We start from the raw sequence: 19,550 nt of genomic DNA, 5'->3' as shown, positions 1-19,550 counted from the left end.
CCACGATCCCGCTCACGCCAGGGGGATGGTCTTCACACGCGGCCGGAGAGCTGCCGCACCCCGCCGTCCTCATCGACCGCATACAGCGCCATCCCCAACAGATCGAGAATCCGTTGCGGTGCCCGCCCCGCGGCGTCCACCGATCGCGGCTCGTCCTGCACGACCAGCGCAAACGAGACCGACTGATCGGCCTCGCTCGGCATCCGCCGCACCAGCTGCCCGATGGCGGTATCGACGTCCAAATCCGGCGCGGCGCTCGCACCCTTGACCTCGGCGTAGAGCCGGCGGCCGTCCTTCTCGGCGACGATGTCCACGACATCCGTGTCGGCAAGCACCGTCCAGCCCTGAGACGACAACCATCCCGCGAAGTCCCGGGCCACCCGCGCCTCCTCACCTGCCGTACCGCCACGGTAAGGCAGAACGGTCAGTTCAGGCCGGTTTCCGCGCGACACGGACCCCACGGTCGCGCGATACGATGCTCATCTCCCGCGCCCGGTCCGGATCAGACCTGGAATCGCCTTGCTGCTAGCGACATTCGTCCACCGTCAGCTTTTCCGCGCCGGGGTCCGGTGGTTAGCACCGTGTCGGGGCGGGCTCCCCCCGGAACCGTGCCGCGATGAACTCGTACGCATCCGGGAAACCCACCACCGCGGTGGTCATGTGCTCGGAAATGTCGTACGGCACGAACGTCAGCTTCGCACCCGCCGCGCAGTACCGGTGCGCCACCTCCGCCACCGAATCGAACGGAGTGAGCCCATCGAGCGTGCCGTGCCACATGTACACCGGCGCCGTGGGCACCCCCTCGAAATAGCGGAGGCTGTTCTCCCGCAACACCTGACGCGCCGCCGAACTCGCCATCAGACTCGTCGACGCCGCCAACTGCCCGGCGTTGCGGAACGCACCGTGGAACAGCAGGAACCGCCGGCACTCGTTGCTCATCCAGTCCCGCAACCACAGACCGGTCTCATTGAGTTGCGAGGACACCGGCAACCGGTCCGGGTATTCCCGCTCGAGACCGATCGCCGCCGCGAAGGCCAGCCCGAACCCCGGATGCGGGTTGAACCCCAGCCCCTCGGCCATCTGCTCGAGATCCGCCGGCACCCCGCCCTGCACCACCGCCGCCAGCCTCAGCTCCGGCGCATAGGTCGGCGCGAGCGCCGCCGCCCACGCACTCGCCATCCCCCCACCCGAGTAACCCGCCAGCGCCACGGGACTGTTCGCCAGCCCCAATTCGGTCACCCGCTGCACCGCACGGACACTGTCCAGGGTGATCATGCCGCCGAGCTTGGCCGCACCGTACGCACCGGTCGGGCCGAGGTGATCGGGCACCGAGACCGCCCACCCCCGCTGCAGACCCAGCAACATTCCCGGCGATTCCTGCATCTCCAGGTTGAACAACGCCCGCGAGGGCGCGCACTTGGTTCCCAACGAGTTCACGATCGCCTGATACGACACCAACGGCGGATTCGCCACACCCCTAGGTAGAAGCACCGTGGTGACCGCCAGAATCGGGTTGCCGGCCGAGTTCGTCGACCGGAACGCGACCTGCCACCCATCGGAATTGGCGTACATCCAGGTGTCGATCCGCCGCGTCCGCACCACCTCGCCCGGCGCCGTGGCCCCGAGATCGGCGGGCGCGAGGTAGAACGGATCCGGGTCCGGCCACGGGTACAGCGGTTCCGCGCTCGCCGGCACCGGAACCATCATTGCGAGGAAGAGGACACCGAGCACCGCCGCCATCAAGACCCGCACACCGCGCCGCACCACGTCCCGCTCCCTCCGCGCCCCCTCGTCAGGACACGGTGACTGTATCCGCGCGGGCACACCCACCGTTACCCGGCTCGATCCCAGGCAACCTCAGCCACAGTCCCGTGCGGAATCCTCAGAACATTGGTTTTGGGCGAATCACGGGACAGTCTGCCCAGCGTGGCCAAAGAGTCCCTTTCCGTGGAAGTGCCCAGCGATGCCAGGGTCGGGATCGCCCCAGGACTGTGGTTCGTTCAGCGCCATTTCCGCTGTCAGAAGTTCTCGGTGAGGATCATCTCCAGTGCCCAGTGCCCAGTGCCCAGTGCCCAGTGCCCAGTGCCCCCGTGCCCGCGGTGCAGCGCGGTGTCGCCGCCTGTGCGGATCGAGCACGCACATCATCAGTTGCAGGGTGTACTCGTCGTGGGGCATTCGGCCGTGACCCCTCCGATACGGATCCACCGCGCTCCGAGAAGACTCAGTTCGCCCAGTGCGACCGCTGCGCTCGCCCACGGACTGACGCTCGATATTGCGGTAATCAGGGTGCCCGCCCAGAATCGAAGAGGCAGCAAATTCGCTTCAGCCCGCGGTTCCCGATTTGCCGGTCGAAGATCCGCCGCATCTGTGGGTGCCGCCCAAACGACGTGGGAGGACAACGATGTCCGGTCTCATCCGCAAGAGTCTCGATTCGCCCGAGGAAACCCGCCCCTTCGAGGACGACATGGGCAAGCTCGAACTCGTCAACGTCACGTCCGGCGCTGTGGGGAGGGCGACCTTCCAGCCCGGCTGGCAGTGGTCCAAACACGTCAAACCGATAGCCAAGACAGACAGCTGCCAGGCCGCTCACATGGGTTACGTCATCTCGGGTCGTATGAAGATCGTCATGGACGACGGGCAGGACATGGAGTTCGGCCCCGGCGATCTCATGATCTGCCCGCCCGGACACGACGCCTGGATTCTCGGCGATGAGCCCTGCGTGGTCATCGACTGGACCGGCGTCGCCGACTACGCCAAGCGGTAGACGATAGCGCCGTGTCCGCCCGCTCATCCCACGCGCCCGGGGAAAGCCGGTGGAGTGGACTCTTGCTCAACTCCCGCCCTGCTTGCTATTGCGTTGTGCGACACAACGTTGTGGACGCCCCAGGCCGCTTCGCAGAGTGAGCGGTCAGTCCGCGGGTGGCGACGCCCGTAAGGACGTAGCCGAGGGTCAGCGGGCTTTGGTGGTGAGGATCGCCGCGAGGTCGTCGAGGGCGATCAGGGCGGCGTCGCTGTCCCGGTCGACGAGCCAGCGCAGCACCAACCCGTTCACGCAGGTGAGCGCGAACCGGGCGACCTGATCGACCGGGGTGATCCAGGTGACGCCGGCTCGCCTCGCGCACAGGGTGAGGAACGCGACGGTCTCGGCGTCCATGGTGCGGTACTGCCGCTGGGCGATCGCCCCGGCCGCCAGGTTGCCGGCGCTGCGTCGGCGCAGCGCGTGGGCGGTCAGCTCGTAGGTCAGCAGCTGGTGGTGGGGGGTGGACTCGATGATCGGCCACAGACCACGGATCCCGGCGCGCAGCAGATCCTCGAGGGCCGGGATCCCCGACAGCCCGGCGGGTTCGGTGTACTGCCCGAACGCCAGCCGCATCCCCTCGTTGACCTGCAAGATCTGGGTTTCCCCCAGTTGTGTGAGGAGGGTGTCCTTGTTGTGGAAGTGGTAGTGCACAATCCCCACGGACGTCCCGGCGGCAGCGGCGAGCGGGCGCATGGTCAGCGCGTCGACGCCCCGCTCGGCCGCGATCGTCAACGCCGCCTCCAGAAGTTGGGCGCGGCGCTCATCGGCGGGCAGCTTCATCGCCATTCGCCGAGCGTAAGCGCTCGGCGGTCGGTACCGAGGCCTTTATCCCACGATGATCAGCAGACCGACGGCGGCGACCGCGATCACGGAGGCGAGGACACAGATCGCCCACGCCCGGATCGGGGCCCGGTGCCAGTCCCGGTCACGGCGCACCAGCAGGGCGGTGAGCACCCGAGCCTGCGAGGGTGATGCCGCCGTGTCGGCCCGGTTCGGCACCCCCTCGCGAGAGCGGCGAGACACCACATCCGCGGTTTGGACGGTGAGGCCATCGGGCTGAATGTCCTTCAACGAACTCTTGATCGCTCTACCGATCGGCGAAAGTGCAGTGGCGGCGATGACAGCTTCAGGCAGGGTTGTTCCTCGAATCGGTGATTGCTGATGTGGAAGAAGGTGGGGCGAAGGTTCAGCCGGCGCAGCCGGAGATCCCACCGTCGAGCGGAATGATGCTGCCGGTCAGATAAGAGCCCGCACGTGAGGCTAGGAACCGGACCGTGCCGATCAGGTCGTCGGTTTGTCCGTAGCGGCCCAGCGGGACGCGCCCGAGGAGCTCTGCCTCGACCTCTGGATCCGCCGCGACGTGTCCGAGCATGTCCGTCAAGATCGGGCCGGGGGCGATCGCGTTGACCGTGATGCCGTCGGCCGCCAGTTGCTTGGCCAAGTGGCGGGTGAGCATGTGCAGCCCGGCTTTACTCGCGCTGTAGGAGTAGTTCTCCCAGCTCGGTGTAGTCAAGGCATCCACGCTGCCGATGTTGATGACACGAGCGGGCCGGTCGGGGCGTGCTGCATTGCGCAGAAGCGGAAGCGTTCCGGTGATGAGGTAGAACGGAGCGACAAGGTTGGTGTTGAGCACCTTCGTCCAACCGATGAGGGGAAACTCTTCAAGTGGCGCACCCCAGGTGGCCCCGGCATTGTTCACCAGGACGTCGATGCTTGTCAGGTGCTCGCCGAGCCAGTCGACCAGACCGGTCACCCCTTCGGCCGACGACAGGTCACTGGCGACGGGGGTGCAGCGTCCTGCCGTTCCCGCAGCGTCTGCCTCGGAATGGATGGCTTCGGCCGTCGCGCGGCATTGCTCTTCCTTTCGGCTGGTGATGACGACGTGGGCACCGCCCTGTACCAGGCCACGGGCGATCATGGCGCCGATCCCTCGTGAGCCACCGGTTACGACGGCGGTCCTCCCGGCGACAGAGAAGAGGGTGTCGGGTGCCGGTCGCACTTCGGAGGTGGTTGCACTATTCATATTATCTACGCTAGGACCGCATTGACGTTATCTCTTGGGGGTCAGCGCACTTCGCTTGCGTCGTGCGCAGTAGACACAAGCGGAGCTGAGGGCAAGCCCGGTCGTCGAGCGGGCCCGCGGGTTCTGCTGATTCAGTCGTTTTCGGATGCCGCAGAACGTGTGTCGGACGGGCGCTCACCGAAGGCCCGCCGGTACGCATTACTGAAAGTGCTGAGGTCGCCGAATCCTGAGGAGTATGCCACCTGAGTCACGCTCTGGTGGCTCCAGCCACGGTCCTGAAGACGCAACCGGGCCAACGCCAGACGCTCCTCTCGGATGAGGTCCGACGGCGTTGTGCCAATCCGCTGCAACTGGGCCTGAACATGCCGGAGCGACCAGCCGAGACGCGTCGCGACCACGGCACCTGTGAGGTTCGGGTCGTGCGCATTCTCTCGAACAAAGCGTCGGATCGCGGTGACCAACCCTTCCTGAACATCGACGGAGGGGGCGGCCGTGTCTGCGTTGTAGGCGAGCGCCACGAGATCCACGATTCGGTCGGCGATCGCGTCGAACTGACTACCGGTGAGCTCGTGCCGCTCCCTGCGCAGACTACTGACCACGTCGACAACGATGCGCCCCAGTCCAGATGTCGCATCGAGGACGGTGCCGGCGGGCGGCAATGTCGGCACCCGCGCCTCGATCCGCTCACGTGGAATCACGAATGCAACGGAGGAGAAGCCATCACCATGGCGCAGTACAGTCGCGGTGTCCAGCGACGTGAGAGCCATGACCGCCGGTGTGATCGTGGCTTCACGACGATCCTGCTCGAGGATTACTTCACCCCGGACCGGTAGGAGCAGTTCGTAGGCGCCATGTGGATGTCGACGGATGTCCGCTGCCGTGCGGGAGAGGACCTCCGCTTCGCCCCACCAACGAACTAGCTGGTACGTGTCCGAGTATTGATGCTGAAGGGTTCCCCGGTAGCTGTCCGCAAGGGAGAAGGCCATCGGACAGTGGATCGACGAGACCTGATCGCGCCACCAATCACCGCGCTCACGCTGGTCGTGCTCGTTGCTGCGCAACGTATCGACGGAATACAAGGACGCAACACCTTCTCACACCGGTATGCCGAAACTGTGACTCGTGCCACAGTCGACGCTAGCGCGCGCCGGCGCCCACGCCAACGGCGTGATCATCGCAGAGCCCGCTTGAGGAGTTTTCCTGTCGCGTTCATCGGCAAGGTGTCCCTGAACTCCACCAGGCGCGGGTACTTGTAAGCCGCCAACCGTTCCCGTGACCAGCCGATCAGGTCTTCTTCTCTCAACTCCGATCCAGGCTCGCGGATGACGAAGGCTTTCACTTCCTCCCCGCTTCGCTCATCGGGGATTCCGACGACGGCCACGAGGCTGACCTCTGGATGGCCGATGATCACCTCCTCGAGCTCACGCGGATAGACGTTGAAGCCTCCCCGCACGATCAAGTCCTTGGCGCGATCGACGATGAAGTAGTAGCCGTCCTCGTCTCGCGTTGCGATATCGCCCGTGCGGAACCAGCCGTCGCGGATCACGTCCTTTGTCGCCTCGGGCCGCCCCAGGTATCCCTTCATCACGTTGTATCCACGTACGGCGAGTTCTCCTGGTTCACCGGCGGGGACCTCGTTCCAGTGATCGTCGATGAGCTTCACCTCTACTCCCCAGATCGGTTTGCCGATCGATCCCGACCGGTTCGGTTGGTCGAGGGGGTTGAACGTGACGGTCGGGCTGGTTTCGGAGAGTCCGTAGCCTTCCCGGATCCCGACACCGAAGACATCCCTGAACCGCTCCAGCACATCGACGGGCATGGCAGCTGCGCCGGACAGCGCGACCCGCAGGAGACCGGCGAGGTCAACGTCTATTCCGTCAGCGGCCTTGTTGAGCAGGGCCCAGTACATCGTCGGGACACCGGCGAAGACCGTTACCCGGTGCTGTGTCATCAACGCCAGGGCCTGAGCTGCGTCGAATCGTGGCAGCAGGACCAGGGTGGCACCCATTGCGAAACCGGCGTTCAGCTGTACGGTCTGTGCGAACGAGTGGAAGAGCGGAAGAGTGACCAGGTGTACGTCGTCGGCTCGGGCGTCGAGCAGTTGGTTATGCCCGATGGCGTTGAGGACGATGTTGGCGTGGGAGAGCTCCGCCCCCTTCGGCTTGCCGGTCGTCCCGCTCGTGTACAGGACCACCGCGGTGTCCGTTGCCTCGGTCACCTGCAGGACGTCTTCCGCTGGGTGTTCGGCCAATGCCTCAGCCAAGGTTGTTCCCACGCCCGGCTCATCGAGCAAAGCGGGGCCAACAGTGACCAGATGCTCGCAGGATTCGACGTCCTGGAAGCCGCGCCACGCCTCGTCGTCGAGCCCCGGCACGGTACAGAAGTAGGCCGTCGCGCCCGAGTCACGGAGGTGGTAGGCGACCTCCTCCCGCTTGAGCATCGTGTTGAGCGGCACGACGGCTCCACCGGCCTTGAGGATGCCGAAGTAGACGATCGGAAACTCGACAACATTCGCGATCGTCAGGGCGACACGGTCGCCTGGGCGCAACCCCAGGGAGAGAAGAAAATGGGCAACACTGTTCGCAGCCGCATCGATTTCACCGAAGGTGAGGGTTCGGTCACCTTCGATGACAGCGGTTCTGCTGGGAGTGCGTCGAGCGGTGTCGGCAAGCATGGTGGCCAGGTTGAGCATGATCCTGCTTTCAGATGTGACGGTGTGACGGTGTGAATGTGGATTTCCGACTCAGGACCAATCCCAGTCGTAGTCAGCTCCCACCCGCTTTGCCAACGGCTTGAACATGCGCTCTTCGTAGGTCGCCATCGTGTCGAGGCCGGGAATGGGCGCGAGGTTCAGGATCTCGGCCAGCCGCTCGAAGTCGAGTTCAGGTTTCGGCAAGCCCGCAGCAAGCGCGAATCTCTGTAGTTGGTTGGTGAAGCTCTCATTACACGGCGGCTTCCCGAAGTTCACCGGATGCTTCATCGCCTCATTGAGGGTGACAAACTCCACGCCACGCTCGAGGAATGCCTCGAGGATCGGAGCGAGGGTGTCACGAGAGATCGTGGTGCCGTGTACGAGCCAGATGAGGGGTGCGTCGGCACCGAACAGGGTGTGCGCGGTGTCCGCGTGCTTGTAGAGCATGTCAACCGCGGTCGACACGTGCAGGTCGCGTACCTGCTTCTGCACGTCCCTGTCGCCTAGGGTCATCGCGCGGAAGTACGGCATGATGAACGCGAAATCACTGAACCAACTGGTGATCGGGGCCGTGCGGTAGCCGAGATCTGCGAGGTAATTCTCGACTTCCCCTCGACGTCGTTCGGATCCTGATGACATGTCCATGGGGTACCGGAAGTACTTCGACGGTGCGGCGTCGATCAGATGACCGATATACTTCTCGGCAGTCTCAAAATCGCATCGGAATGCCGCGTCGGGCATCCAGCGCAGTGGAGCATGCTGGTGAGTGTGGTTACCCAGGTGATGGCCCGCTTCGGCCCACGCCTCGAAGGCCTCCATTTGCTCTGGCTCGTTCTCGAGCCGGTATGTGTGAGAGAAACCGTAGGTCCCCTTGAGTCCGTAGTCGTTCAGCGTTTTCGCCACAGAACGCGTGATGTCAGTGGGAGTCGTGTCGCCCGGCATGGGAACGCCGTCCCACAGGACGAAGTCATCGATGGTGACCGCAATCTCGAGAGGTCGGTCGGCGCGTGTGTCATTCATTGCGTTGACTCCGGATCTTTCAGGTGGGCTCTTCGGCACGAAGCCCATTTCCCACCGACCCTATGAAGTGATGGACATCACGTCTTGGCTGTTTGCGCGCACCTGCTTTCATCAGGCGCATCGCATTCGGCATTGAGATGCGCGCTGTGCGCGCTCGTCGAATCCCGTGCGCATAGGGCCAAGTTTCGCCTTGTCATGACTTCTACCGTCGGTGGTGACGAAGGAGCACACCGTGAATTCATCACAACAGATCGTCCTGGCGCAGCGCCCCCACGGGCACGTGAGCGTGGAGGACTTCCGCGTGGAGGACGTCGCCCTGCCCGAACTCGAGGCTGGCGACGTCGCACTCGAGACCCTCTTCATCTCGATCGATCCGGCCATCAGGGGCTGGCTCGACGACCGACCGAGTTATCTTCCCCCAGTTGCACTCGGAGAGCCAGTTCGCGCTTTCGGTCTGGCACGCGTGAGGGCCTCACGCAACAGCAACTTCACCGCCGGCGACATCGTTCGTGGCTTCGTCGGCTGGCAACGGCGCCAGATCGTCAGCTCGCCCGGTACCGACTGGGACCGGATCACATCACGCGAGGACGTTCCCTTGGAGCACTACCTTGGCGTCCTCGGGATGACGGGCCTGACCGCGTGGGCCGGAGTGTGCGACATCCTGCGCCCGGAACCAGGGCACACCGTCTTGATCTCCGGCGCCTCGGGCGCAGTCGGAAGCGTGGCTGTCCAGCTCGCAAAGCAGGCGGGTGCACAGGTTGTCGGCGTCGCAGGAGGCGCCGAGAAGTGCTCGATGGTGGCCCGACTGGGCGCCGACGCCGTCGTCGACCGCAAGGCCCCTGATTGGAAGGACCAACTCGAGGCGGCAACACCGGATGGCATCGACCGCCTCTTCGAAAACTCGGGGGGCCCGATGTTCGAGGCATCGATCACCCGGCTGAACAACCACGCACACATCGCGTTGTGCGGCCTGATCGACGGCTACAACTTGACCGAACGCCCCTCCGGTCCAGACAATTTCGGACAGCTTCTCACCAAGCGTATCCTCACACAAGGATTCGTCGCGCTCGACTACATGGACCGCGCAGCAGAGGTTGAAGTCACGCTCGGCGAACTCATCCGTTCCGGACAGTTGGAGGCCGTGCAATCGGTATTGCCCGGATTCGAGCAGCTGCCGGCCGCCTTCGTGGACTCGTTCTCCGACGGCCACCCAGGCAAGCTCATCATCGATCTGACTGCGTAGCCAGCCTCTAAACTAAAGCCGCCTCAGTTGGAGGTTCGTTCCCGTCACCGCGCGGCCAGGATGCAGCCTCCGACGCATGCAAGGGGTATCCGGCCGACTTTTGCCTGGGAGCTGGTGGAGTCCCAGGGAGCTGTATGCATTAACGGCAGTCGAGTTCGCCAGACCTTGTGTTTGAACGCGCTGCGGAGCGGCGACGGCATCGGAAGTGGCGTTCAGCTATTGCGCGTGTCCAACAAGTTGTGTGTCAACGAGCCAAATCACGACACCCCGGCTAGCGCGGGTCGCAATGTGGTGTTGTGTAGGCAGGCCACCCCGGAGCCAGCGGGACCGAATCGTCGACCAGGACCCGATCCTGTTCCACCGCCGCAACAACCACCGACACGAGTAGCGCCCGCACCCTGCCCAGCGGATGGCGGCCGTACACCGGATCGGGCGCCCGCGCCCCCCGCCGTCTCGATACCGATGCCGTCCTGGACGCGCGTCGCACCAGGACCAACCCACCGGCCGAGCACTCACTGCGCCACAGCACGCCACTCGTCTGTGCGCTCACGCGTTGCCTGCGCCAGTGCCTTCAACGTAGCTTCCCGATCAAAATCCTTGCCGTAGACTGGGGTTCCCGGCTGCTGACGCCAGGAGTCTTCGACTGTGCCCGCATCGACAGGGTCAAATCCGAGTTGATTGATCAGATCGAATACCACCTGCTTCTTCAGTGCGTCATCGCCGGCGACGGGGAGCGCGATCCGGCCGCTCGAGCCTTCCGGTAGGCCCTTCTCGAGAAGGTGCTTCCACCAGATTCCGTTGAATGCCTTGAACACCGGCACCCCGAGGCGTTCTTGCACCCATTCACTTTCTGCCTGACCGCCTTCGATGGCGGCGATCAATCCGTCTCGCTGCTGCGGGTAGTAGTTGTTTGTCTCGATCACCGGAGCACCAGCGGCAGCGCCTGCGAGGATGTCGGAGGGAAGGTCCACGACGTCCTTCTGCGGGATGCTCACGATCACCAGGTCTGCACCCTCGGCGGCTTCGGTGTTCAGTACCGCCTTTGCGCCGGTCTCCGCCTCGAGGTCTGCGAGGGTGTCGGGTGTCCGAGAGTTCGACACGCGCACATCGTGACCGAGCGCAGTCAGCCTGCGTGTAAGCGTGCCACCGATCTGACCAGCTCCGATGATTCCGATGCGCATATCTCTTGTACCCCTTCGTCGAGTGCCGCGATACTTCGCGACTGCTGCATACGTCAACAACGGACCCCGTCGGATAGTTCCGCGTGGGCGCATTCAGCTCGAACTGATTCAAATACTTGACAGTTCGACTAGAGGGCCGACGTCCCACTTCTCGGTCCTGTCGTGGGTGAGTGGATTACCCCGATTGCTGCACGGATCGTGCTGTGCATCGTGGGCTCTTGTAGTCAGGTTCGCTTATCGCGCATTTCACCGCGCGATACCCCGGAGACAGCGCGAAATAGCCACTGTGAACAGTAGAAACGACACGTCCCCGCTCCTGATCGGCGCCCCGACAGACATTGCCGCGGCCACTCGCACCCCGCGCTCCCGAAGCCCATCCATTCCCGAACGAGGCCAGTATCCGGCAGCCGGCGGCAGCAGGTCCTCGGCGCGATGCAGGCGCGATCCCAGAGGCGAACGGTGGTCCGCCGGGTTCATCCCCGATCGTGAGAGACGTGCGAGTTCGTTGATGCCGGAGCCGAGACAGCACCTACACCACGCACCGGTCCTGCCCGCCACTCCGAGGCGGCCGACCTCGCTGTCAATGGACACGAAGAAGCCCGGGCGGGACGTTCGACACCCCAGACCCCTATCCCTGGCTCGGCAACCGACAGCTGAGCGCCCGCTCCCCCGGGTGGGGCGAACGCTCGGCAACACAGGTCCAGGCCCTTATGAGCATCGCGCACCGGTAAGTACATCACTCATTACCGGCCGCCGCCGCCTTCCTCACGGGTGCCTTCCCAGCGGCCTTTTTCACAGGCGCCTTCGCAGCGGCCTTCTTCGCGGGCACCTTCGCAGCGGCCTTCTTCGCGGTTCTTGCAGCGGTCTTCTTCGCCGGCGCCTCGGAGGCAGCCTTCTTCACAGGCGCCTTCGCGGCCGCAACCTTCCTCACGGGCGGCACCTCGGACGGCACCCGTTTGGCGATTGCCTTGGCACCTCGCTTGGCGCGGGTCGTCTCCGACCGGGCCGGATTGGCGGCCGCAGCCTTCCTCACGGGAACCTTCCCGGCCGCAGCCTTCTTCGCGGGCACCTCCGCGGCAGCCTTCTTCACTGGCACCTTCGCAGCAGCCTTCTTCGAAGGTGCCTTGGCGGCAGCCTTCTTTGCAGGTGCCTTCGCAGCAGCCTTCTTCGAAGGCGCCTTGGCGGCAGCCTTCTTCGCGGGCGCCTTCACAGAACCCTCCTTGGCGGGCGGCGTCTCGGACCGGGCGGCCGCAGTCTTCCTCAAGGGCGGCGTCTCGGACGGCACCCGTTCGGCGATTGCCTTGGCGCCTCGCTTGGTGGGCCGCGTCTCCGACCGGGTCGGATTGGCGGAAGCGACCTCCTTCGCAGGTGACTCGGCTACAGCCTTCTTCGCGGGCGGCACCTCGGACGGGGTCGGCTCCGACTCAGGCTTGATGGTGATCTGGGGTTCCACCTCGAGTCCGGCTCTGGCTTCCTCCGACGTCTGCGTCCGTTGCCGCCGCTTGCTGCTCGTAAAGGACCAGGCGCCCTCACCCGCGTTCCGAAGAACCGCGACTGCATTTCTGGCGGCACGCGCGGCACCGCTGATAACGTTCATGGCCAACTCCGCTAGCCTTCCGCAGTCATGGCCGCCGACGCACGCGCGGCCTCCTCGGACGTATCCATCACCGCACAGACTAATCGTGAATGTGAGTCAACGAGCGACCGGCAGAGTGTGCGGTGCATATCGGCAAGGAATACGGCTAACACAGAACGCCTCCTTGGCCCAAACTGCATGTACCCGTATATGATTCATTCTCACTCACCCTCCCCGCTTCACACCTGCCGCTCCCGATGCCCGCTCGGTCGAGTGTCTGTCAGACAATGTCGGAATGTCGTCACGCAACCAGACTTCCCGCACAATCTCGTCCCGAATCTCGCGTCGAGGCCGAAATCGGACCCGAGTCCGTGGCCTCGACACCAAGCAGCGCGCCCAGATCCGCAATTCGGTCACCGCCCTGCACCACTGACAATCATCCCCGAAAGTGTCAACGGACGCGAGGAAGTCCGGGCGGGCGGACATGAGATCTCCGGATCTGTGGACATCAAACTTCCGGATGTGTGGTCGTTGAAGACCGGTGGCGGCCCGTGCCGTTGGTCCGCGTCGTTAGTCGAGTGGGTGCACGCCCTTGCCGGCGAGGGCGTCGGCGAGGCGGTGTGAATCGCCCTTGGTCACGATGACGTGGGCGTGGTGCAGGAGCCGATCGACAGTAGCGGTGGCCAGGGTCTTCGGCATGATCGTGTCGAATCCAGACGGGTGAATGTTCGACGTCACGGCGACCGAGCGGCGCTCGTATGCGGCGTCGACGATGCGGTAGAACGCCTCGGCGGCGTCCTGCCCGGCGGGCAGCATGCCGATGTCATCGACCACCACGAGATCGCAGGAGCAGACCTTCGCCACCGTGCGGGCGACCGACCCGTCGGCCTTCGCCTTGTTCACCGTCTGGGTGAGGGTTTCGAGGGTGAACCACAGCACCCGCAGGTCGGCCTCGATCGCGGCGTGCGCGAGCGCTTCGACGAAATGACTCTTCCCCGTCCCGGACGTTATCAACGGGAGTTCGTCGACTCTCATTAACGTCTTCGACGATGTTTGTTGATCTTGCTTTGCCATCGTTGTTTCCCGGTTATCAGAGGGAGTGCAACAACGATGGGGGCGGTGCTTGTGGCGTACGGTCTGGCGGTGCGACCGCCTGGTGGGAGTCGGACGTGGACGGTGGTCGATGCGTCGTATCGGACCGTTGATCCGGTCGAGGAGTGGTTGGAGTCTCACCGGACTCTGTGGTCGCCGAATACGGTGCGCGGCTATGCGACGGCGTTGGCTCAGTGGTGGACGTTCCTGGAGCAGCGCGACGAGGTCGGGAAGTGGCGGGACGTCGGTGTCCCCGCGGTGACGGGGTTCCTGTCGTGGTTGCGCAACGGCCGGACGGTTGAACGCAGCCTGGTCCCGCAGGAGCAGGTACCGGGAGCTTCGACGTTGGAGGCGCGGCTGGCGGCGTTGATGTCGTTCTATCGTTGGCAGGAAGCGGTTTTCGGGGTTCCGGTCGCGGGACGGTTGATGCGCGGGGCACCGCGGCGGATGCCGGCTCGGGGGTTGCTGGCGCATCTGGATGCTCGGGCGGCAGCGCGGCCGTCGTCGCTGGTGCGGGTGCGCCGCGGTCACCGCGGTACTGGTCGGCCACCTCTGTTGTTGCCTGGGCAGATCCAGGCGATCCTGAATGGATGCGCCGTGTTCGATTCGGCCACTGGTGAATGGGTCGGGAATCTGCGGGACCGGTTTCTGTTCGCGCTGCTGGCTGAGACTGGCATGCGGTTGGGTGAGGCTTTGGGTCTGCGGATCAGTGACTTCGTGATGGGTCGCGGCGGGACACCGTTCGTCGAGATCGTGCCGCGACACGACAACGCGAACGGGGCGCGGGTGAAGATGATGCGTCCGCGTCGGGTCTATGTCGGCGCGGACTTGGAGCGGTTGTTCGCCGACTACCTGACCCACATCGCCTGCCGAGCAACCGAGCTGGGCCTGCCGCTGAGGGTCGAGTCGCCGTTGCTGGTGAATCTTTTCCGGCCGCCGTTCCTGTCGTCGCTTCGGGAAGGGACGGTGCGGGACAAGACGAATGCGTTGCGGCGAAGGGGCATCGGTGTCGAGGGTTGGTCTCCGCACTGGTTCCGGCACAGCCATGCGACCGCGTTGTTGCTGGCGGGGACACCGGAGTGGGTGGTATCGCGGCGGCTCGGTCACGCTCATGTCCAAACGACTTTGGACCTTTACGGCTGGGTTCGCGAGGACGAGGCGTTGCGGGCGGCGGCGAACTGGCGATCATATGCGGCCGGCTGGCAGGTGACCGAATGAATGGGGCAGCGGCCACCCTATCTGCGCCCCGGCCGATGACAAAGACCCGATCTGGCAGCTCCTGCAGGAGCTGCCGCCGCAATGGCGCGGACCGATCATCGGACCCGCTATCGACAACTGGGAAAAGATCACCGAGAACGCCAAGGCCCGGATCAAGCTGCACGGCCTGCCGGAGACGATTGCTGCCGAGCTGGCCTGGATGGCGCACTGGCAGGCACTGGACGGCACCCGATCCTCCGTCCTGGCCACCAATCAGATGGCCAACATCCTCCGACGAGCGATCCGCGAACAGCATCCGTTCCCACCGTCGATCCGCGCGATGGACTGGGATCAGGCCGCGGCGTTGCAGCGATGGTTCTATGCGACCCGCTGGGGGCGGCTGCCGCCCCATGGCAGCATCGCCCGGCTGCGGGTGATGTTCCGATTCGCTCGGCTGGCGCTGCTGGCGCGCTGTCATGACGGCCACTGGTGGGATCTCGACGAATGGCACCCGCGCTGCGATCCGCGGATTCCGCTGACCGGGCGGGAACCGCAGGCCAACTACGGCTGTTCACCCGGGCAGATCCGTCATCGCTGGCTGCGAGAGGCAGCGAAATGGCATTTGGGGACCGCACTCGAGGCCGGGACCTTACGGTGGTCGACGGTCAGCCAGGAACGAGTCAAATGCCTGACCAGGTTCGACCGTTGGCTGGGCACTCTCGACGACCCGCTGCAGGTCCTCGGCGACCCCGCCAACGCCGCCGCACAGGCGGCGGCGTTCCGGCGTTGGGACGCCGACCCCGCCAACCGGCTGCTGCGCAGCAACGACCGCCGATTCGCCGACAGACCGGTGCATCCACGTCAGATCAACGACGACCTGCGAGCGGTCGGTGAGCTGTTCGCGTTCGTCGCCGATAACCGCGGCGAAGCCCACCAGCTGCTCGGCGCAGAGCCGTGGTCACGGGTCACCGAGGCGCACGCCGCGAGTTGGTTCCGGCAGGTCGCCCGCGTCAAGCACACGCGCGAGTTCAACGACGACCATTACGTCGACGACCACGCGATGGGCCAGATCCTGGCGGCGTTGCCGCTGCTCGGCTTGCCCCGCGAACACCAGATGCTCATTACCCGCGGCGATGGAACACAATTGCAGGCCAACGGCTTCGATGATCCACAAGCCATGCGGATGATCCTGATGCAGATCCTCACCGGACGGCGCGCCAGCGAAATCCGCACCTGCGCATTCGACTGCCTGACCGCGCCTCCGGCGACCACAATCACCGCACCCGGCACTGAGAAGATCGCACGATTTCACTATGCGCAAACGAAGATCGATATCGCACCAGACACCATCTTGGTCGACCGGGAAGTCACCGAGGTCATCGGTGAGCAGCAACGCTGGGTCCGCGACAAATTCCCCGAGCACGAGCCGCGGTTTCTGTTCGTCCAGCGCGTCGGCAACCGCACCGGCGGCAAACCCTATCCCCAAGGCACCTACACCTGGATGCTGCGTGAGTTCAGCGACCGGGTGCAGATCACCGACAGCCAAGGCCGCGTGATCAGGCTCAGCCACACCCACCGATTTCGCCACACCCGATTGACTCGGCTGGCCGAGCTCGGTCTGCCGATCCACGTCCTGCAACGCTACGCAGGCCATGCCACCCCGACGATGACCATGCACTACATCGCCGCCCGTGAACAGCACGCCGAACAAGCGTTCCTCGCGACGGTGAAACTGAAAGCCGACGGAACCCGGATCCAGTTCTCCCGTGACGACCACGACAGCATGCACCTGTTCGACCGAGCCGACCGATTCCTGCCCAACGGCTGGTGTCTACTGCCACCGCTCCAATCCTGCGACAAGGGCAACGCCTGCCTCACTTGCTCGGTGTTCGCCACCGACACCACCCACCGGACCGTCCTCGAACGCCAACTCGACGACACAACCACCCTGATCGACCGCACCACAACCGAATTCGAGATCCGACACGGCAGCCCCATGCCCGACGACAACGTCTGGCTCACACACCGCCGCGCCGAGAGAGAGGCACTGACCAAGCTGCTGGAAGCACTGCCGACCGATCCCGGCCGCGCCATCCAAGGCGGTGGCTCTCACGCCACCACGACCGGCCCGATCCCACTCACCCTCATCCCCATCACACTGAGGACACGACCCTGACCACCACACATGCAGACCGCACAGCCGCCTTGGTCGCCGCCGCCAAGTCCAGATCCACCCGCAAGACCGCCGATGCCGAGCAGGCCATCCGGCGTCTGCTCAAACGCGGCGAACGCGTCACCTTCCAAGCCGTCCAACGCGAGGCCGGCGTCTCCCACGCCTTCCTCTACAACCATGCCGAACTGCGGCCCCGCATCGAACGGCTGCGGGCCACCGCCCGACCGGTCGACGCCGCCACCGCACCGGATTCGGATAACACCCTCATCCACACACTCAGCCAGCAGATCATTGAGCTGAAGAAACAGCACCGCACCGAAGTCCGAGCCCTGCGAGACGCCCTCGAACAGGCCCACGGCGAGAACCTCGACCTGCGCCGCCAACTCACCCGCCAAGGGACCGCCACCAACCACATTGCATCAATCGCAGAAACGTCATGACCAGCGCAAACGAAAGGCTTCTCAGCTCAAACCGACGATAACGACGGCTCCGGACACGGCCAGGTTCTCCCGGCGGTGCACCCATTCGAGCGTGGTGAGCGCGTTCTGGGTGGCCTCGGGAATCGAGGACTCCTCCGGGCGCCACGACGAGAACGTCTTGCCGGTCGGGAATTTCGCGTTCTTGCGGCGCATCCGGCGGGTGGCGGCGTCCCGGCCGACGACTTCCTCTTGCAGCAGCACCCGCACCACCTCGGCCGGGTCCCAGCGTTGGGCCCGGGCGGTCGCGAGCACGTCGGGGGCGGCCTTGCGCAGATACGGCAGCCGCATGCGGGTGCAGATCTTGGCCAGCTCGTCGGGGAGGGGCGGCGCCGAATTGCTGTTCATGCGCCCACCCGGCCCCACCCGGCGGTGCCGGGCCCAAGTGGTGTGGGTTTCGTCGACCACAACCACAGGTCCGGGCTGTGCGGCGGCGGCAAGGTGGTCGAGGATCGAGGCGAGATCACGGTCGCCGAACCGGCCCGCCGCCGCGGCCACGGCCAATGCCTGATCGACCCGTCCGGCGCCCGGGGACGTGGGTGAATTCGACTGCCCTGGCCATCTTGTGGCGGATCCGGACGACCCCTCCGGCGGCGGCCTCGGTCAGCCAGCGGTGTGCGCCCTCGCCGAGGGCGAGGAAGTCGATCTCGGCCGCGGTGCGCGGGCGGGGTTTGGGCAGGCGCAGCACCGATCCGTCGTCGGGGTGATGCGGGTAATGCGCGGCGACGATTCTTGGGTTCCCTGGGGTGGACAGTCGGTGGCGGGCGATCTCCGCGACACCGCTTCCGGTGCGGGCGACGATCACCAATTCGTCGCCGGTGACCCGGCACCACACCTTCGTCCCTTGGTGCCCGTCCGGGGTCGAGTACCGCACGTTGCCCCAGCTGACGGTCTGGTCGAAGCCGACGAGGCGCTCCTCACCGAGGGCAAGCAGATGCGGATCCTCGGGCAGCACGTGCAGCCTGCCGAGTTCGGTTGCCAACCGCTCGGCCGGGGCGGCCCCGACGGCGCGATGCGGGCGGGCGTTGACCTTCTCGCACCACCGCTCACATGCGTCGACGAGCTCGGCGAAACTCGGGTATTCCTCGAGCAGGTTCGCCTCGGTCGGCACCAGATCGGCCTTCGCGATCTTGACCGTATGCTCGGCGCCGCCCTTCGATTCCGGATCGAACGGTTCACACGTGTGCACGACGCAGCCGTAATGCCTTCCTGCGGAAACGATGTCGGGGTGACGGACGGGGACACCGGCGATCCGGTCCATCGTGACGGTTCGGGGATTGTCGGTCAGCAGATACGTCGGCGCCCCACCGATCCGGCGCAGCGTGGTGTCCAGGCAGGCGATCAACGTCGGGAGCTGCTGGTCCCACGCCGGCACCACCACCGGCAAACCTCGACCACGACAACCACGCGCAGAACAGTTGGGTACGCCGGCCACCGACCCGCGGGCCCTCGCCCCAATCGAACTGCAGCCACATGCCCGGCTCCGGGATCCTCCCCCACTGCGTGGGAGGTGCCCCCAGGCCGATACTTCCGGCGGTGCCCGGCCCGGTAGCTCGCCTTGAGCTCGGCGACCGCGCGGCGGGTGGTGCGGTCGGTGCCGTCGAAGCCCATCGCGGTGAGCTTGTCGTGCACCACGTCCGCCCGGATCCGGCCCTGTGAGGCCTCCACCAGCTCCTCGATCTTCCCGAGGAACGGGTCGATCGAGCGTGCGCGGCGCTCACGCTCGGCCGGGTCGCGGCCGGCGTCGCGGAGCGCGACATACCTGGCCACCGTCTTCTCGTCACACCCGACCAGCTGCGCCGCCGAATGCGCACACTGGGTCAGGTCGTAGGCTTCCAAGATCTCCATCACTTCCCTGGCACACTTGGTCATGGGGTTCCTTCGGTCGGTTGGTTTGCGCGGCAAACCAAGCCAACTCGGGCGAAGGAACCCCGTCCGGGTATTTACGCCAGCGTGTCAATCAGCTGTTTCGTGGCCGACGACCCAGAATTCTCGTCTCCACTGATCCGGAGAAACCGTGTCCGCCCAACCGGAGGCGAACTGACCGCCTACAAGGAGTCTGACGTGTCCGTTGGCA

16 protein-coding genes and 2 pseudogenes are annotated in these 19,550 nt (G+C 65.2%); 5 read left to right on the top strand and 13 right to left on the bottom strand.

Annotated elements, in window-relative coordinates; translation table 11 throughout:
• Positions 1–32: 32 nt before the first annotated feature.
• Together RHA1_RS34210 and RHA1_RS34205 are read right to left on the bottom strand one after the other, a co-directional pair.
• Positions 33–380 (bottom strand): hypothetical protein, encoded by a 348-nt coding sequence (locus tag RHA1_RS34210; RefSeq protein ID WP_016880227.1) that lies wholly within the window; start codon positions 378–380, stop codon positions 33–35.
• Positions 381–573: 193 nt separating this feature from the next.
• Entirely contained in the window at positions 574–1,740 is a 1,167-nt protein-coding gene (locus RHA1_RS34205; protein WP_029537654.1) for a lipase family protein, read from the bottom strand.
• 661 nt (positions 1,741–2,401) lie between these two features.
• Here RHA1_RS34205 and RHA1_RS34200 point away from each other — a divergent pair.
• On the top strand, positions 2,402–2,764 hold the full coding sequence (locus tag RHA1_RS34200; RefSeq protein ID WP_011598728.1) for a cupin domain-containing protein: 363 nt from the start codon (positions 2,402–2,404) through the stop codon (positions 2,762–2,764).
• Between the two features lie 186 nt (positions 2,765–2,950).
• On the opposite strand, the gene RHA1_RS34195 is transcribed toward RHA1_RS34200, so the two are convergent.
• The 6 genes from RHA1_RS34195 to RHA1_RS34170 all read right to left on the bottom strand — a co-directional run bounded on the left by RHA1_RS34195 (position 2,951) and on the right by RHA1_RS34170 (position 8,583).
• Positions 2,951–3,586, bottom strand: a complete 636-nt coding sequence (locus RHA1_RS34195) for a TetR/AcrR family transcriptional regulator (protein WP_011598727.1) — start codon at positions 3,584–3,586, stop codon at positions 2,951–2,953.
• Between the two features lie 39 nt (positions 3,587–3,625).
• On the bottom strand, positions 3,626–3,871 hold the full coding sequence (locus tag RHA1_RS34190; RefSeq protein WP_011598726.1) for a hypothetical protein: 246 nt from the start codon (positions 3,869–3,871) through the stop codon (positions 3,626–3,628).
• A gap of 115 nt (positions 3,872–3,986) precedes the next feature.
• Complete coding sequence (locus RHA1_RS34185; protein ID WP_011598725.1) at positions 3,987–4,823, bottom strand: SDR family oxidoreductase; 837 nt, start codon at positions 4,821–4,823, stop codon at positions 3,987–3,989.
• Between the two features lie 131 nt (positions 4,824–4,954).
• A complete protein-coding gene (locus RHA1_RS34180; RefSeq protein WP_011598724.1) occupies positions 4,955–5,902 on the bottom strand; it encodes a helix-turn-helix transcriptional regulator in 948 nt (315 codons plus the stop codon).
• A 92-nt stretch (positions 5,903–5,994) separates the two neighbouring features.
• Positions 5,995–7,515: a long-chain-fatty-acid--CoA ligase gene (locus tag RHA1_RS34175; RefSeq protein WP_011598723.1), complete on the bottom strand. Its 1,521-nt coding sequence runs from the start codon at positions 7,513–7,515 to the stop codon at positions 5,995–5,997.
• 51 nt (positions 7,516–7,566) lie between these two features.
• On the bottom strand, positions 7,567–8,583 hold the full coding sequence (locus RHA1_RS34170; RefSeq protein ID WP_011598722.1) for a polysaccharide deacetylase family protein: 1,017 nt from the start codon (positions 8,581–8,583) through the stop codon (positions 7,567–7,569).
• A gap of 184 nt (positions 8,584–8,767) precedes the next feature.
• Between RHA1_RS34170 and RHA1_RS34165 the strand changes: the two genes are divergently transcribed.
• Positions 8,768–9,778 (top strand): NADP-dependent oxidoreductase, encoded by a 1,011-nt coding sequence (locus RHA1_RS34165; protein WP_011598721.1) that lies wholly within the window; start codon positions 8,768–8,770, stop codon positions 9,776–9,778.
• A gap of 512 nt (positions 9,779–10,290) precedes the next feature.
• Here RHA1_RS34165 and RHA1_RS34160 read toward each other — a convergent pair.
• From RHA1_RS34160 to RHA1_RS34150, 3 genes are all read right to left on the bottom strand, one after another.
• Positions 10,291–11,052, bottom strand: a complete 762-nt coding sequence (locus RHA1_RS34160; protein ID WP_081437500.1) for an NAD(P)-binding domain-containing protein — start codon at positions 11,050–11,052, stop codon at positions 10,291–10,293.
• Between the two features lie 643 nt (positions 11,053–11,695).
• Positions 11,696–12,556, bottom strand: a complete 861-nt coding sequence (locus RHA1_RS52970) for a hypothetical protein (protein WP_011598718.1) — start codon at positions 12,554–12,556, stop codon at positions 11,696–11,698.
• Positions 12,557–13,105: 549 nt separating this feature from the next.
• Positions 13,106–13,822 carry an ATP-binding protein gene (locus tag RHA1_RS34150; protein ID WP_423816284.1) on the bottom strand — a complete coding sequence of 239 codons (717 nt, stop codon included), beginning with the start codon at positions 13,820–13,822 and terminating at the stop codon, positions 13,106–13,108.
• Here RHA1_RS34150 and RHA1_RS34145 point away from each other — a divergent pair.
• The 3 genes from RHA1_RS34145 to RHA1_RS34135 all read left to right on the top strand — a co-directional run bounded on the left by RHA1_RS34145 (position 13,712) and on the right by RHA1_RS34135 (position 17,437).
• Positions 13,712–14,845 (top strand): tyrosine-type recombinase/integrase, encoded by a 1,134-nt coding sequence (locus tag RHA1_RS34145; protein WP_423816283.1) that lies wholly within the window; start codon positions 13,712–13,714, stop codon positions 14,843–14,845. The genes RHA1_RS34150 and RHA1_RS34145 overlap by 111 nt on opposite strands.
• A 199-nt stretch (positions 14,846–15,044) precedes the next feature.
• Complete coding sequence (locus RHA1_RS34140; RefSeq protein ID WP_011598714.1) at positions 15,045–17,000, top strand: tyrosine-type recombinase/integrase; 1,956 nt, start codon at positions 15,045–15,047, stop codon at positions 16,998–17,000.
• A 29-nt stretch (positions 17,001–17,029) separates the two neighbouring features.
• On the top strand, positions 17,030–17,437 hold the full coding sequence (locus RHA1_RS34135) for a DUF6262 family protein (RefSeq protein ID WP_237726986.1): 408 nt from the start codon (positions 17,030–17,032) through the stop codon (positions 17,435–17,437).
• Between the two features lie 48 nt (positions 17,438–17,485).
• Here the strand turns inward: RHA1_RS34135 and RHA1_RS34130 are convergent.
• Together RHA1_RS34130 and istA are read right to left on the bottom strand one after the other, a co-directional pair.
• Positions 17,486–17,821: pseudogene (locus RHA1_RS34130) on the bottom strand (ATP-binding protein); the annotation flags it as partial.
• A pseudogene (gene istA, locus RHA1_RS53690) lies at positions 17,818–19,345 on the bottom strand (IS21 family transposase). The pseudogenes istA and RHA1_RS34130, both read right to left, overlap by 4 nt.
• Between the last annotated feature and the right edge of the window lie 205 nt (positions 19,346–19,550).

Source organism: Rhodococcus jostii RHA1, from assembly GCF_000014565.1.
Taxonomy (GTDB): Bacteria; Actinomycetota; Actinomycetes; order Mycobacteriales; family Mycobacteriaceae; genus Rhodococcus_F; species Rhodococcus_F jostii_A.
The sequence above is the reverse complement of the archived record's forward strand: the minus strand, read 5'-3'. Positions and strand labels throughout refer to the sequence as shown.

Bases quoted from the DNA above. Each gene is read 5' to 3' on its own strand.
- RHA1_RS34205 (WP_029537654.1), bottom strand. From the start codon at position 1,740: ATGGCGGCGGTGCTCGGTGTCCTCTTCCTCGCAATGATGGTTCCGGTG.
- RHA1_RS34200 (WP_011598728.1), top strand. From the start codon at position 2,402: ATGTCCGGTCTCATCCGCAAGAGTCTCGATTCGCCCGAGGAAACCCGC.
- RHA1_RS34195 (WP_011598727.1), bottom strand. From the start codon at position 3,586: ATGGCGATGAAGCTGCCCGCCGATGAGCGCCGCGCCCAACTTCTGGAG.
- RHA1_RS34185 (WP_011598725.1), bottom strand. From the start codon at position 4,823: ATGAATAGTGCAACCACCTCCGAAGTGCGACCGGCACCCGACACCCTC.
- RHA1_RS34175 (WP_011598723.1), bottom strand. From the start codon at position 7,515: ATGCTCAACCTGGCCACCATGCTTGCCGACACCGCTCGACGCACTCCC.
- RHA1_RS34170 (WP_011598722.1), bottom strand. From the start codon at position 8,583: ATGGGCTTCGTGCCGAAGAGCCCACCTGAAAGATCCGGAGTCAACGCA.
- RHA1_RS34160 (WP_081437500.1), bottom strand. From the start codon at position 11,052: ATGCGCCCACGCGGAACTATCCGACGGGGTCCGTTGTTGACGTATGCA.
- RHA1_RS52970 (WP_011598718.1), bottom strand. From the start codon at position 12,556: ATGAACGTTATCAGCGGTGCCGCGCGTGCCGCCAGAAATGCAGTCGCG.
- RHA1_RS34140 (WP_011598714.1), top strand. From the start codon at position 15,045: ATGGCGCACTGGCAGGCACTGGACGGCACCCGATCCTCCGTCCTGGCC.